This window comes from Streptomyces sp. NBC_00443, assembly GCF_036014175.1.
Lineage (GTDB): Bacteria > Actinomycetota > Actinomycetes > Streptomycetales > Streptomycetaceae > Streptomyces.
This window is the reverse complement of record NZ_CP107917.1, coordinates 2,268,865-2,282,461: the sequence shown is the minus strand read 5'-3', so window position 1 is coordinate 2,282,461 and position 13,597 is coordinate 2,268,865. Positions and strand designations below refer to the sequence as shown.

At 70.4% G+C, this 13,597-nt stretch carries 16 protein-coding genes and 1 pseudogene; 12 read left to right on the top strand and 5 right to left on the bottom strand.

What is annotated here, in order from left to right; all coding sequences use genetic code 11:
* The first annotated feature begins 183 nt into the window (after positions 1-183).
* Entirely contained in the window at positions 184-774 is a 591-nt protein-coding gene (locus OHO27_RS10130; protein WP_328422421.1) for an isochorismatase family protein, read from the top strand.
* A gap of 837 nt (positions 775-1,611) precedes the next feature.
* Here OHO27_RS10130 and OHO27_RS10125 read toward each other — a convergent pair.
* Positions 1,612-1,935 carry a LysR substrate-binding domain-containing protein gene (locus OHO27_RS10125; RefSeq protein ID WP_328430397.1) on the bottom strand — a complete coding sequence of 108 codons (324 nt, stop codon included), beginning with the start codon at positions 1,933-1,935 and terminating at the stop codon, positions 1,612-1,614.
* A 62-nt stretch (positions 1,936-1,997) separates the two neighbouring features.
* On the opposite strand from OHO27_RS10125, the gene OHO27_RS10120 reads away from it, so the two are divergent.
* From OHO27_RS10120 to OHO27_RS10105, 3 genes are all read left to right on the top strand, one after another.
* Positions 1,998-2,267: a hypothetical protein gene (locus OHO27_RS10120; RefSeq protein WP_328422419.1), complete on the top strand. Its 270-nt coding sequence runs from the start codon at positions 1,998-2,000 to the stop codon at positions 2,265-2,267.
* Positions 2,264-2,857 (top strand): aminotransferase class I/II-fold pyridoxal phosphate-dependent enzyme, encoded by a 594-nt coding sequence (locus OHO27_RS43115; RefSeq protein ID WP_443059532.1) that lies wholly within the window; start codon positions 2,264-2,266, stop codon positions 2,855-2,857. The genes OHO27_RS10120 and OHO27_RS43115 overlap by 4 nt, the downstream gene beginning before the upstream one ends.
* Before the next feature lie 83 nt (positions 2,858-2,940).
* Positions 2,941-4,110 carry an acyl-CoA dehydrogenase family protein gene (locus OHO27_RS10105; protein ID WP_328422417.1) on the top strand — a complete coding sequence of 390 codons (1,170 nt, stop codon included), beginning with the start codon at positions 2,941-2,943 and terminating at the stop codon, positions 4,108-4,110.
* Between the two features lie 142 nt (positions 4,111-4,252).
* On the opposite strand, the gene OHO27_RS10100 is transcribed toward OHO27_RS10105, so the two are convergent.
* Together OHO27_RS10100 and OHO27_RS10095 are read right to left on the bottom strand one after the other, a co-directional pair.
* The gene (locus tag OHO27_RS10100; protein ID WP_328430396.1) at positions 4,253-6,052 is read right to left on the bottom strand and encodes a SpoIIE family protein phosphatase; all 1,800 of its coding nucleotides are present in this window, start codon (positions 6,050-6,052) and stop codon (positions 4,253-4,255) included.
* A gap of 188 nt (positions 6,053-6,240) precedes the next feature.
* Positions 6,241-6,513, bottom strand: a complete 273-nt coding sequence (locus tag OHO27_RS10095; protein WP_328422415.1) for a hypothetical protein — start codon at positions 6,511-6,513, stop codon at positions 6,241-6,243.
* A gap of 322 nt (positions 6,514-6,835) precedes the next feature.
* On the opposite strand from OHO27_RS10095, the gene OHO27_RS10090 reads away from it, so the two are divergent.
* From OHO27_RS10090 to OHO27_RS10080, 3 genes are read left to right on the top strand one after another with little or no spacing between them, the layout of a single operon-like run.
* Positions 6,836-7,207 (top strand): hypothetical protein, encoded by a 372-nt coding sequence (locus OHO27_RS10090; RefSeq protein WP_328422413.1) that lies wholly within the window; start codon positions 6,836-6,838, stop codon positions 7,205-7,207.
* A complete protein-coding gene (locus OHO27_RS10085) occupies positions 7,204-7,410 on the top strand; it encodes a hypothetical protein (protein ID WP_328422411.1) in 207 nt (68 codons plus the stop codon). Before OHO27_RS10090 ends, OHO27_RS10085 begins: the two co-directional genes overlap by 4 nt.
* Positions 7,328-7,843 carry a DUF5994 family protein gene (locus OHO27_RS10080; protein WP_328422409.1) on the top strand — a complete coding sequence of 172 codons (516 nt, stop codon included), beginning with the start codon at positions 7,328-7,330 and terminating at the stop codon, positions 7,841-7,843. Before OHO27_RS10085 ends, OHO27_RS10080 begins: the two co-directional genes overlap by 83 nt.
* 102 nt (positions 7,844-7,945) lie before the next feature.
* Here OHO27_RS10080 and OHO27_RS10075 read toward each other — a convergent pair whose 3' ends face one another.
* Positions 7,946-8,392 (bottom strand): DUF5994 family protein, encoded by a 447-nt coding sequence (locus tag OHO27_RS10075; RefSeq protein ID WP_328422407.1) that lies wholly within the window; start codon positions 8,390-8,392, stop codon positions 7,946-7,948.
* A gap of 525 nt (positions 8,393-8,917) precedes the next feature.
* Between OHO27_RS10075 and OHO27_RS10070 the strand changes: the two genes are divergently transcribed.
* The 4 genes from OHO27_RS10070 to OHO27_RS10055 all read left to right on the top strand — a co-directional run bounded on the left by OHO27_RS10070 (position 8,918) and on the right by OHO27_RS10055 (position 12,288).
* The gene (locus tag OHO27_RS10070) at positions 8,918-9,517 is read left to right on the top strand and encodes a DUF5994 family protein (RefSeq protein WP_328422405.1); all 600 of its coding nucleotides are present in this window, start codon (positions 8,918-8,920) and stop codon (positions 9,515-9,517) included.
* 5 nt (positions 9,518-9,522) lie between these two features.
* The gene (locus OHO27_RS10065) at positions 9,523-9,780 is read left to right on the top strand and encodes a hypothetical protein (RefSeq protein WP_328422403.1); all 258 of its coding nucleotides are present in this window, start codon (positions 9,523-9,525) and stop codon (positions 9,778-9,780) included.
* A 416-nt stretch (positions 9,781-10,196) separates the two neighbouring features.
* Entirely contained in the window at positions 10,197-11,249 is a 1,053-nt protein-coding gene (locus OHO27_RS10060; protein WP_328422401.1) for an STAS domain-containing protein, read from the top strand.
* Between the two features lie 217 nt (positions 11,250-11,466).
* Positions 11,467-12,288 carry an SDR family NAD(P)-dependent oxidoreductase gene (locus tag OHO27_RS10055; protein WP_328422399.1) on the top strand — a complete coding sequence of 274 codons (822 nt, stop codon included), beginning with the start codon at positions 11,467-11,469 and terminating at the stop codon, positions 12,286-12,288.
* A 39-nt stretch (positions 12,289-12,327) separates the two neighbouring features.
* On the opposite strand, the gene OHO27_RS10050 is transcribed toward OHO27_RS10055, so the two are convergent.
* A complete protein-coding gene (locus tag OHO27_RS10050; RefSeq protein ID WP_328422397.1) occupies positions 12,328-12,855 on the bottom strand; it encodes a hypothetical protein in 528 nt (175 codons plus the stop codon).
* A 21-nt stretch (positions 12,856-12,876) separates the two neighbouring features.
* Here OHO27_RS10050 and OHO27_RS10045 point away from each other — a divergent pair.
* Positions 12,877-13,509 (top strand): annotated as a pseudogene (locus OHO27_RS10045) (DUF4097 family beta strand repeat-containing protein); the annotation flags it as partial.
* Between the last annotated feature and the right edge of the window lie 88 nt (positions 13,510-13,597).

Genomic DNA, 13,597 nt, shown 5'->3' with positions numbered 1-13,597 from the left:
CCGGCCGGTGGACAACCGCATCGGCTATGCCAGGTGCTCGTCTTTCGGCCATGTGCTCGACTCGCAGATGGACGCCTTCACCACATGCTTCCCGGTCGGGTGAGTGGTGGCGAGTTCCGCGCCTACCACCGGCGGAGGGACCGACCATACCGGCAATGGGTTCTCCCGAGGGAATGGGTTTTCGTGCGCCGTGTATTGATCGTTGTTGATGTGCAGAAGGACTTCTGCGAGGGCGGCAGCATTCCGGTGAAGGGCGGCGCGGGCAGGGCCGTGGCCATCGCCGACCTGGTTCGGCGCGCTGATGGGGGTTACACGCACGTCGTCGCCACCCGTGACCACCACATCGACCCGGGGGCCCACTTCTCCGAGCACCCGGACTTCCAAAGCTCCTTTCCCGAGCACTGCGTCGTCGGCAGCGAGGGAAGCGAGTTCCATCCGGACTTCGCGCCCGCCGTCACCTCTGGAGGTGTGGACGACGTGTTCTACAAGGGGGCGTACTCCGCCTCGAAGAGCGGTTTCGAGGGCTCGGCTCAGGACGGCACGTCGCTGGCGGACTGGCTGCGTGCCCGCCACATCAGTGATCTCGACGTCGTCGGCATCGCTACCGACCACTGTGTGAAGGCCACCGCGCTCGACGGCGTACGGGCGGGCTTCGCCGTCCGGGTCCTGCTCGACTACACCGCCGGCGTTGCCGCCGACACCACCAGCACCGCGATCAGTGAGCTACGCCAAGCCGGTGTGGCACTGAGCGGCAAGCCGGTCGTCCTCGCCTGAGAACCACCGACGCGCCTTCGCCGCGGGACCTGCCCGCAACAGGCGCACCGTCCGTGACACGAGTCCCCGAGCCTCCAGCGCCCGTCATCCGACTGGCCGTGGAGGCCCGCGCCTCGGACCGGAAGACCGACGAATGGGGGTGCTTCGGAGACGATCGAGTTGATCGGCGCGCGGATATCCGCCGGACGGTCGAAGCTCCCGGGCACTTCCCGAACGAGCAGAACAGCTCTGACCGGCGATGGGTCTCGGGTTGCTCTCATCGGGTCCTGGCGTGGCTACTGGTGGCCTACCCGTTGATCAGCATCATCCCGGCGCCGCCGGCCAAGCCGGACAGAGCCACCTGCATGGCTGTGCACAGCCGGCCCTCTTCGGTGGCAAGGGCGAGCCGGAGGGAAGGATGCGGCGCCCCCGACGCTGCCGGGGCCGGTCCTGAGCCGTCCTGCGCCCAGGCCGGCCGGGGCCAGGCGCGAGAACCGCCGCGAACGAGTTCGGGCAGCCTGGCTTGTCTCCCCCGAAGAGGGAGATGGGCTGTTGGCCATGACGCTCGTTTGACGTTCCGGGCGCCCGCAGGCGGTACAGCGAGCCGCAAAATGGGCTCTGACCTGCATTTTTCCGAATCCCGCTGAAGCCGACATCCTTCCGATGACTCATCATGTGGAGTGCGTGGCGATTCTCGAACCCGCTGCGAAGGGCCTCTGACCTGAGAAGTCACTTCGACGCTCACCTGACGCTGATTCTGACGGGCTGTCAGGCACAGTGACCGCTGGTGATGACCGGTGGAACCTGTCGGGAGTGCCGCGGCAGTCGACGAGGGCGCTCTCGAAGGCTCGTTCGTAGTCAGCTGTGCGGTGGCGGTGCCTGCGCTGTGGTCAGTTGTGTCGCTATGGCGGTGAGGCGTTCGGCCAGCGCACCGGGGGTGGATCTCGTCATGGCGGTGAGTTCGATGGTCGCCGTCGCATGACGGAGGGGTCTGAAGCGGACGGCGGGGTGTGACGCGGCCGCCGCCGCGGCAGGAACGACGGTGACGCCGAGGCCGCATTCGACCATGGCGATCTGTGAGGTCACCGACCGGGCCCAGCGGGTCGTGACGGGCCTGAAGCCCGCGACTCGGCACAGGGTCGCCATGGCGTCGTGGTGGTCGGGCGAGATCTGGCGGTGCAGCCATACTCACGCAGCGCCCGCGAGGTCCGCCAGGTCCAGCGGTCCGGTGGCTGCGGCGGTGGGTGCCGCAGCGGCAGGGCGGCGACGAACCGGTCGGCGAAGAGCGAGGTCACCGTGGTGTCGCGTACAACGTCGGTGGGGTCACGGTCCACACCGGCGACCTCGTCGTCGGGGACATCGACGGAGTCGTGGCGCTTCCCGCGTCCGACACCGCCCGGATCCTGGACCGCGCCGACGCGCGCGTCGTCCACGAGAACGAGCTGATGCAGAGACTGCGGGAAGGCCACAGCACCCTCGACCTGTACAACGACTTCGTAGCTGCCGGGCGGTGACGACACGCATCACGGACCCGATCTTCGCCATGGCCGCCAAGACCGAAGCGCTACGGGCCCAGGGCGCGGACGTCATCACCCTCGCCGCCGGCGAACCCCAGGCGGCCACCAGCGCCGCGGTCGTGGACACCGCCGTGGCCGCCGTCCGCGACCCCGCCACCCACCACTACGGAACGGCCCAGGGTGACCCCGCCGCCCTGCGCGCGCTCGTCGCCACCGCCATCGAAGACGACACCCAACTCCTCTGGAGCGAGACCGACGTTCAGATCGCCCTCGCAGCGAAGAACGCCCTCTTCCTCGCCACCCAGGCCCTGATCGACACCGGCGACGAGGTCCTGGTCGCAGCGCCCGGCTGGCCCGGGCACGCCGAGGTCGTCACGTGGGGGAGTTCCTTGATCACCCGGTGTTCAGCGGCCGGGACCGTCGGCGGGACGTACGGATCCCTGGCGGAGCCACGGTGGAGGCGCTGCTGCCGCCGGCGGACCTGGCGGGCCTCGCTCCGCGCGTGGATCCCGTCCCCGCGGTCGGCGATCACACCGAGACGATCCTGGCCGCTCTTGGGTACAGCCCGGCCGACATCGACAGTCTGAAGGCGGAGCACGTCATCTGAAGCGCCGGTCCGAGACCTCGGCGGCATCAACGCCACCATGCCACCAGCGAGGAACGCCACAGCATGAGCACTCTCGACATCCTGTCCGAGGACGAGCAGTTCATCGTCCATACGGTGCGCGACTTCGTCGACAAGGGGGTGAAACCGGTCGTCCGGGAACTGGAGCGCGCGAACACCTATCCCGAGGCTCTGATCGAGCAGATGAAGCGGCTCGGCGTCTTCGGCCTCGCCGTCCCAGAGGAGTACGGCGGCACTCCCGTCTCCACCCCGTGCTATGTCCTGATCACCGAGGAACTGGCCCGCGGTTGGATGAGCCTGGCGGGCGCGATGGGCGGCCACACCGTGGTCGCCAAGCTGCTGCTGCACTTCGGCACGGCGGAGCAGAAGCGCCGGTACCTGCCGAAGATGGCCACCGGCGAGGTCCGCGCGACCATGGCCCTCACCGAGCCGGGCGGCGGCTCGGACCTGCAGGCCATCCGCACGGTCGCCCGCAAGGACGGCGATCGCGGCTACGTGGTCAACGGGGCGAAGACCTGGATCACCAACTCCCGCCGGTCCGGCCTGATCGCCCTGCTGTGCAAGACGGATCCGGACGCCGGCCCCGCCCACCGGGGCATCTCGATCCTGCTGGTCGAGCACGGTCCCGGGCTGACGGTCTCCCGCGACCTGCCCAAGCTCGGCTACAAGGGCGTGGAGAGCTGCGAGCTGACCTTCGAGGACCACCGGGCCCCGGCCGACGCCGTACTCGGCGGTGGGGAGGGCAGGGGCTTCGCGCAGATGATGAAGGGGCTGGAAACCGGCCGCCTCCAGGTCGCCGCCCGCGCCCTCGGCGTCGGCCGGGCGGCCTTCGAGGACGCCCTCGCCTACGCCCAGGAGCGGGAGTCGTTCGGCAAGCCGATCTGGAAGCACCAGTCGGTTGGCAACTACCTGGCGGACATGGCCACTTCACTGACGGCGGCCCGTCAGCTCACCCTGTACGCGGCCCGGGAGGCGGATGCCGGCCGTCGGGTGGACATGGAGGCGGGGATGGCGAAGCTGTTCGCCTCCGAGACCGCCATGCAGATCGCCCTCAACGCCGTGCGCATCCACGGCGGTTACGGCTACTCCACCGAGTTCGACGTCGAACGCTACTTCCGTGACGCCCCGCTGATGATCGTCGGCGAGGGCACGAACGAGATTCAGCGGAACGTCATCGCGAGCCAGCTCGTCAAGCGCGGTGGTCTGGACACATGAGGATCGTTGCCCCCGTGGCGTGGGCTGCCTGCTGTCCGAGCTGGTCGAGTACGAGGTCCAGCAGGCCGAGGTCCAGCATGCGCTGTGGCTCTCGGAGATCTCCGGCGACGACGCGGAATCGCCTCACTGACGGCGTCCTGTGTCACAGCTCCGGCAGACGCAGGGCGAGCAGGGCCACGTCGTCGGTGCTGCCGGGCGGCATGCCGGCGAGCAGCTGGTCGCACAACGTGTCCAGCGGTGTGTGGGCGAGCGCGAGGGCGTGGCGACGCAGCCGGTCCAGGCCGGTGCCGAGGTCGCTGCCGGGGACTTCGATCAGCCCGTCGGTGTAGAAGAGCAGGGTGGAACCCGGCGGCAGGGGGTGCGTGGCGTCCGGCCGGCCCCCGCCGGTGCCCACCGGGGCGCCGAGGACGAGTCCCTGTCCGGCTTCGAGGTACTGCGCGTCTCCGCCGGGGGGCAGGAGGAGAGGCGGCGGATGTCCGGCGCTGGTCCAGTGAAGTGTCCATGGGCCGGTGTGCGGGTGACCCTCGACCTGTGCGAGGACGAGGGTGGCCATGGGGACGGTGGTGATGGCGGGCATGGCGTCGTCGAGGCGGTCGACGACGGCGCCGGGCGGTCCGGTGTGGTCCCAGGCCAGGGACCGCAGGATGCCGTGCAGTTGGGCCATCCCGGCGGCCGCGGTCAGGTCGTGGCCCACGACGTCGCCGATGACCACCGCGAGCGTCCCGTCCTTCAGCTCGAACGCGTCGTACCAGTCGCCGCCGACCTGGGAGCCGACGGGGGCGGGCTGGTAGCGGGCGGCCAGCCGCAGACGGCCGGGCTGGGGCAGTGGGGCGAGCAGGTTGTGCTGCATGGCCTCGGCGACGGCGCGCTGGCGGCCGAACCGCCGTGCGTTGTCGATGACCAGGCCGACCCGGCGGCCGATGTCACTCACCACCTCCAGGTCGGCGGCGTCGAAAGGGTGCGCCGGATCGGTGCGCACCACCGTCAGGGCGCCGGTGATCTGCTGACTGGACCCCAGCGGCACCGTGATGGCGGACGTCGCACCCGCCGTCCGCAGGAAGTCGCTGTGGGCGGCGGCCAGGGGAGAGCCGGGCGATGCGGTCGTCTCCGTCTCGTCCGTCTCATCCGTCTTGCCCGTCTCGTCCTGCGCGTCCTGCGCGTCCTGCGCGTCCTGCGCGTCCGGCTCGTTCTGCAGTACGGGATCACCTCCGTGCAGCACCTGGACAAGAGCTGAGCGGACCGCCTCCCCGGTCTCGGGAAGGCGCTCGCGCCCGCCCTCCAGCCTGGCGTCCCGGCCCGCGGGGCCGGTCACCGCCACCCGGTGGACCTGCCCGGAACCGGTCCGGAGGTCCACCGCCGCCCAGTCGGCGAGGCGGGGAACCAGCAGGCGGCCCAGCCGAGCGAGGGCATCGCCGGTCTCCAGGGTCTGACCCAGGACGTCGGTGATCTCCGCGACCAGCGTCAGCCGCTCGTTGAGGTCCTCCAGAGCACTCGCATAGGCCGCACGCTCCCGGCGCGCGCTGCGGTCGCCCGTGATGTCGGTGAACAGCACGGCCATGCCCTTGAACGAGGCGCCGTCCGTCAGGGGAGAAGCGGACCACGAGATCGTGACCAGGCGACTGTCACCGCGCAGGTAGCTGTCGCCCTCCCCGCGCGCAGCGGTCCCCTCGGCCAGCGCCCGGAGCAGCGGGCACTGCTCCCGCAGGAGCGGGCCGCCGTCCGTGTCCCGGTGCAGCAGCTCGTGCGCATCCTTCCCGCGTATCGCGCGGGTGGCTCGGCCCAGCAGCCGTTCTGCGGCCGAGTTGGCGGCGAGGATCCGGCCGGCCGGATCCACCACCATCAGGGCTGTGCTCAGCTGCTCGACGACCTGCCGCCAGAAGTCCGGCTCGGCCGCCGGCCACGACCGTCCCTCACCTCCCGCACCGGGCACCGCATCCTTCATCACGCCGCCCTCCAGCCATGGCACCCTCCCACCGAAGACCGCGGGCGCGTCAGGGGAACCGACACATCAGTACCGATGGTCCCCTGACGGGAACCGGCCCGCACGGCCGACACGAGATCCTGCTCGCCCACCTCCGTCCGGGTGGACAGGGCCTTCCGTACCGGCCCTCTGGCGTTGGCCCCGCCGGGTCAGCCGCGATCCTCCTCCTCGGCCTCCATGAGCCGTATCCCCTGATGTGTCAGCGTGACCGTCGCGGGTGTGTCTCCATGGGCCCAGCGGACCGTGACAAGTCCTTCGCCCACCAGATAAGTGCAGGCCGCGGCCAGATCCTGCTCAGGGATCGCCAGATCGTCACGCAGCTTGGCCCCGGAAGCATCAGGAAGGCCTCTGCCTTCCATGTCCTCGTACAGGATTTTCATGATCGCGTCGCGGTAGCTCTTCCGCTGGTGCAGTGTTGCCATGGTTGCCACCACCCGTCCCGGCCCGAGTACCTGCCCACGACCAGTGGGTTTCATCGGCGGGCTCTGTCCGTGTGAACGCGATGCCGCTTCCGAAACAGCCGCGGTGGTCGCACAGGCGGGAGTACGGCGGACGGGACGAGGGCTTTTCGTATGCCGAAATTCCGATGCCGAAATTCCGATATCGGATTTCCGACCGGTCCCGGCCGTCGTCTCGTGTTCCGTAGTTCTCCGGACCACGTGCCTTCCACAGCACGCCACCGTCCTCACATGGGCAGCCCGTGACCCCGGCCGCGCCATCCGCATCCAGGCCGAGGAGCCACGTATGCCACTCAGTCCGAGCACGTCCACGACGGTCACGCCGTCGGACCCCGCCCCGCCGCCCCAGGGCTACGACGGGACGTCCCCCTCCCCGACGGACGGCCCGGCGCCCGTGCGCGCCGGCGGTGAACGGCTGTACGTCACGGTGACGGCGGTGATCGTCGTCCTGCCGTTCGTGGCGCTCGGCCTGCTCGGCCGGCTGCTGTGGGGGAGTCTCATCCATCCCGCCGGCATCGTGCTCACGGTCGTCCTCTACACGATCACGGGTCTCGGCGTCACCGTCGGCTTCCACCGCCTCACCCACGGCGGTTACCGGGCCGTCCATCCCGTGCGCATCGCGCTCGCGGTGGCCGGGTCGATGAGTTTCCGTCGGTGAGTTTCCAGGGCGACGTCATCGGCTGGGTCGCCACCCACCGACGCCACCACGCGTTCACCGACCGGCCCGGCGACCCGCACTCGCCGTACCGCTTCGGCACGCATATACGCGGCCAGTTGCGTGGACTGCTGCACGTGCACGTCGTCTGGGTGCACGACGTGCGCCGGCCGACGGCGGACCGGGTCGCCGCCCGCCGCGCCTGACACCGGCCGCGCGCCTCCCCCTCTCCCCCCTCACCTTCCGCTCCCACCCTTCCGCGGCACGGCAGTCGACAGGAGCCTTCATGACCACCGCACTGCAACCCCCGCTTCCCTCCCACCCCCTCCTGCGCATGCGCCTGGCCCCCACGGCGGCACGCGCCGGGCCATCGACGGAGCGTGGTGGCCTCGCTCGTACGATCTGCTCGTCGAACTCCCCCGGCTGCCGACCGAGTTGACCCGCACGTGGGGTCACGTCACCAGCGTCACCGTCAACGGGGCGACGTGGTCCGCGGTGCCCGGCCGGATGCTGGTCTTCAACGAGGTCGTACGTCTGCACAGGACGGTGGCGGCGTCCTCCCCGCACACGATCGTCCTGCTCGCCCCCCCGGCCGGGGGGGCGCTGGGACCTACTGGTCGTGCCCCCGGATACGACTGAGCAGGCCGCGGAACCGCTCATGGCAGCCGCCGGGGATCCAGTGTGACGGGACCCCGCCCCTGCGCTGTCCGGCCCGCGGTGGGCGACGCGTTGTGCGTGCAGTCATCCCCCTACTGCTCGTTGCTGATTCCGGCCGTGGGACCAGAGGGCACCGCCACTCCGGCCCTTCCCGGCCCTCGCCCCCCGTGCGTGGCGGGCCCGTTCCGCCGTCATGAGCGCGGTCGCGGTGGCCGGCGGACCGGTGTCCGCACTCGCGGCGGCCATCAGCCGGGCGGCCGAGGAGGCGCCGGTCTCCGGGGGGATCACCAGAAGGTTCCATCGGCCCGCGGTGTAGGACAGCAGAGTGATCCCGTGCGGATCCAGCTCGGAGGTGAACCAACCGATTTTCACCACATGGCCGTTGACGAAGATCCGGGGCGGGAGGATCGGCCAGTGGCGGGGGTTGACCGCGATACGGGTGATCCGCCCCCACAGCGGATCCAGCACGTCCGCCAAGGCGGAGAGCTCGCTCGGCAGGTCGCGTGAACGGGGCCACCAGGCGCCGTCCAACTCGGTGGGCCCTCCAGAAGAGCTCTCGGATCTCAACGAGAGGCGCGCGGTCGGGGCCCTGAAGGGAACGGCCCGCAGCGGGGAGTGAGAGGTGGTCGCGGACATCGCGCAAACCCGTCTCCGGACTCCTGCGCGAGAACAGCTGCCCGGTGTCGTCACTCACCGGGAACGGCACCGGCATCGGAGCCGATGTGCGAAGTGCTCCCGATGACTTCACGCTACTCCCCGCAGGAGCCGGGTGGACCGGACAGCGTGACCCAGGCCGAACGGATCCTCAGCCCGGCGGGTCATCCCTTTCCACTGCCGGGCGCGCACGGCCCGTTCGGACTGTTGCCTCTGGGGCGGTGGCCCCGTGCCGGGACGCATGGGACCGTTTCTCCGTTGGCCGTTCGGTACGTTGGGTCTGTTCGAGGAGTAGGCTGAAGTCACCGAGGATATTTTCGCGCACAGGCTTCCAGCCCGTGTCGTTTTCGGCGATTGAATACGCCGGGCCGGTCATGACCGGCCCGGGGCAGGGTTCGCGTCATGACTGCGACCATTTCCATCCCGCCGACAGCCGAAGCCGATGGCCGTGCCTTTTCCTCGTCCTCTCTGCGTCTGTCGCTCGCTCCCACCGGCCCCGCACCGGCTCTGCTGGACGGCGCCTGGTGGCCGCGCTCCCGCGATCTCGAGTCCGAACTCCCCTCCCTGACGGCCGTACTGGATCCGTTGTGGGGGCGGATCACGCGGGTCACGGTGAACCCCATCCACTGGCCGGTCGTTCCGCGCAAGGTGTCCGTCGACGGGCACGTGGTGAAGGTGGGCTGGTTCCTGGCCGAGCAGGACCCGCACGAACTGCTGCTGCTCTCGTACCGCACGGGCCGCTGGAACCTCCTGGTGGTGCCGCCGCGGACGACTCCCGTCTCCGCCGCCTGGCTGATGGCCGCCGCGAGCGACCCACTGGGCACGTCGACCGCGAGCCGGTTGATGGAGGAGGCGGCGCGCCTGCGGACGGTGTCCGAGACGGACCGGGCCGTGGAGGCGGTCTGGGACTCCGAAGGGGGTCATGAGGCCCGCGATCCGGCCGCACGTCCCCGGATCCCGACCGTGACCGCCGCGCTGCCGCATCAGCCGATGGCGAGGTGAGGACCATGCAGACATTCGTGATCGTGATCGTGACCCTCGCGGTGATCGCCTTCGGGGTGCTCCTCATCCACTTGCTCAACTTGCAGCACAACGACGGCATGGCCGCCTTCCACTACGCCCGTTCCGGGATGCCGATCCCGGGACCGGACCCGTTGGCTCCGCGTAAGGCCCACGGCCGGGTGGGAGCGAGCGGCACCGCCGGCCGCCGTCACCCTCGTCAGGACGGCCCGAGCCGCACGAACAGACCGAGCCGACCGAACTGACAGCACCTACCGACTGATAACCCCCTCCGCAGCCCAGGACCCCGGCCGCCGCACCGCACATGACAGGCCGGGGTCTTCCCGTGTCCTGTGCCCCACCGGCCCACCGGCCCACCGCCCCACCGCCCCCGGCCCCCGCCGGCCCCGTCCGCTGATCAGGCTTCCGACGGTGCCGTCCCGGCCTCGGGCGGCACCCTGCAGGACACGATGCCCGCCGGGCGCGGACCTTCCGTCCGATCGCATGGCGCGCATCCCGGATGACCGATCCGCCATCCGCCGCCGCGCTCGCCAACCCAGGCTGCCGGACCGGCCGTTCAGTTATCACCGCGTACCTCCCCTATCGGCAGCACGCCGCGAGGGCCGGACCGGCCCCGCCACGCGCCCCCGACGGGCACCTTGCAGTTCAGAACCGAGGAGCCGTGCCCCGCCCACAACTGAACGTCCACCGGCACGACCGCACCACTCGCGCGCTGATCACCCTCGCAGGTGAGATCGACTTCACCACCGCCCCTCTCGTGCGCGCCGCACTGGCCGCATGCTTGCGCGACGGCATCCGCACCGCCGACGTCGATCTGACGGCGGTCACCTTCTGCGACGCCAGCGGACTCAACGCCTTCCTCAAGGCATCCCAGCTCGCCACCGATGCCGGAAGCATCCTCCGACTGCACCGTCCGCCACCGGCCTTGGCCCGCATCATCGAGATCACCGCCTCCGGGTTCCTGCTCCATGAGCTCCACGCAGTTCGACCACCGTCACGCCGGATTCCCGCTGCCGCGGGCGGTGCACCGGTGACGGGCCCGCCCCGCCGGGTGCCGCCAGGGGGCGGCGGCGGAAGCACATCGACTCCCGCCCACGCGGTACGTCTGCGCCGACTGAACCGCTGGCAGGCGGAGACGCTGCGGGAGGACCTGGCCGATCTGTACGTGGAGTCCTCACGTGCGCAGGCAGGCCAGGAATACCGAGGCCGGGAGGCGTTTCTGCGGCGGCTCACGGGCGACATCCGGCGGGCCGGATTCGCCCTGCTGATCGCGGAGGACACGGCCTTCGCCGGGTGTGCCTACGGATTCCCCGTACCGCGGGCGGGGACCTGGTGGAGGGGGTTCGACGGGCCCCTTCCGCAGAGCATCGAACAGCTCACCGCGTCCGGCCACGTCTTCGCGATCACCGAGGTCGTGGTGCATCCCCATACGGACGACCACGGCCTCGCTCGCAGGCTCCAGGAACGGCTGCTCGCCGACCACCACGCCTCGCTCGGGGCGACACTGGTCGACCAAGCCGACGCTCCGGTCTTCGACGACTTCCTGTCCTGGGGATGGCACGACATCGGGGCGATCCTTCGGCCGTCGGATCCCATGGCCCTCCGGCCGTCGGCCCCTGTGCTGCTGCGGGCTCTGGTCCTTCCCCTCGGCCCGCGCACGTCTGCCCGCCCGGACGGCCTGGCTCACGAGAACCGCACCCAACGGCCCGACTGACCAACGACATGCGGCCGGGCCGGGGGACGGCAGGCTGTCGCCGGTGCCCGCGCCCTGCTCGCCGAACTGGCAGAAGAGACAGGCGTGCCGGCGCTGACCGGCTTCGTGTCGGACGGCGACGCGGTTCATGTCGACGGCTGTCTCAAAGCCGTCAGCAATGGATCAGTGGGTTCTAGGCTCGGATCCACCTTGTGATCCCGAAGGAGCCAGAACAGCAGTGACGGACAAGCGAGTTGTCATCGTGACCGGTGGAGGTACGGGCATTGGCGAGGCCGCCGTACGCCTGCTGCGCGAGGGAGGTCACCACGTGGTCGTCTCCGGTCGGAGGAGCGAGCCGTTGCGGCGTCTCGAACGGGAGACCGGCGCCCTCGCGTATCCGTCCGATGTGAGGGACCCCGAAGCCGCCGACGGTCTCGTTCGAGCAGCCCTGGACGCCCATGGGCGACTCGACGGACTTGTGCTCAATGCGGGCATCGGGCGCGGTGGAGCCGTAGGCGACTTGTCGTTGGAGGACTGGGACGAGGTGATGCGCACCAATGTCACCGGCCCGTTGTTGCTCCTGCGCGCAGCGATCCCGCACTTGGTGGAGGCCGGCGGCTCGGTGGTCGCTGTCGCTTCGGTGTCCGCGCTGCGCAACGGCACGAGCAACGCCCCGTACGCCACGTCCAAGGCAGCCCTCCTCCAGCTTTGCCGTTCCGTCGCCGTCGATTACGGGCGTCAGGGGGTGCGGGCCAACATCGTGTGTCCGAGCTGGGTGCGGAGCGAGATGGCCGACCGGCGCATGGCGCGCTTCGCCGCGGAAGCGGACCTGCAGGGAGACGGCGTGGCGAACGCCTATGAGGAGGTGACCAGACTCCTGCCCCTGGGCCGCCCGGGTGAGCCGCGTGAGATCGCGGAGGCGATCTGCTGGCTGCTGTCCCCGGCAGCGTCGTATGTCAATGGCGCCGTGCTCACCGTCGATGGCGGGGCAACGGCCATTGATCCCGGGACGCTAGCGTTCGACTTCCGTGTCGCGCCGCGCCGTGACGAGTTCTCCTGACACTCCTCGGAGAGGGCGCGAGAGCGCCTATCGCTTTGGTCAAGCGGCGTAGCAGAGCACCGCAGGGTCGCCCGGGGTCGAGGCGTGGGCCACGGTCGTGGGCACGGGTTGGGCGGTGCTGACGGTGGAGGCGGCGGCCTGAGAACGGTTCCGGGTGAAGACGACGAGGCGCAGCACCGCGAACCGTGCGACGCCGGCGAGTGCGGAGGCGGACAGGTAGACGACCTGCTCGAGCACCGCACCGGGCGCCGCCACCAGCTGGTGCAGGATGAGCATCGCCACGCAGGTCACCCCGTACGCGGCCGCCGCGGACCCGGCCGACTGCGCATGCTGACGCCAGGTGGCGCGCCCACCCGCGACGAAGGTGAAGCGGGCGTGCAGCTCGGTGGCGAGGAGCGTGGAGACCACGGTGATCAGAGCATTGGCTAAGACCCAGGGGAGCCAGGTGGCGAGGGCCGCCACGGCGAAGCTGGAGGCGAGCCCCACCCCGCCGCCGCAGAACACGAAGCGGGCGAAGGCGGTGAAGGCGCCGGGCGCCGCCTGCTGCTGGCTCTGTGTTGTCTCCATGGTTCGACCCCTCTGTTCGGCCTCGGCCGCACCGGCGTGGTCGACGTGACCGTCGAACTGCCCGCGGGCTCGCACGTCGACATGACCGGCGCCTGGGCCCAGGTGCTCGGCGCGGGCCGGCTCGGCGAGGTCCGTGTGAAGACCTCGGTCGGCGACATCCGCCTCGACACGACCGGCCCGGTGACGCTGACCGCGTCGCACGGCTCGATCAACGTGGACCGGATCGAGGGCATGGCCGAGATCACCAGCAACACGGGCAACGTGCGCGTCGGCACCATCGACGGCCCTGCCGTCCTGAAGAACTCCCACGGCACCACGACCGTCGGCACCGTGACCGGCGAGCTGCGGCTGAGCGGCGCCCACGGCGGCATCGACATCGCGCGCGCCGAGGCGTCGGTCACCGGCACCGCGACCCACGGCTACCTGCGCGTCGCCGAAGTCGCACGCGGCGAAGTCCAGTTGGAGACCTCCAACGGCATCATCGAGATCGGAATCCGCGAGGGCACCGCCGCCTGGCTCGACGTCAGCTCCAACCGTGGGCAGGTGCGCAACATGCTCGCCGAGTCCGAGGCGCCGGAGCAGATCGAGGACACCGTCAAGGTCCGCGCGCGGACCAACTGGGGCAACATCGACATCCGCCGCGCGAAGGCCTGAGCGGCGCACCCCCACCCAACCGCCCCGTCTGCCGCGCACTTCAGCAACGCGCACTTCAGCACCGAACACCAGCCTTCACATCAGCTTT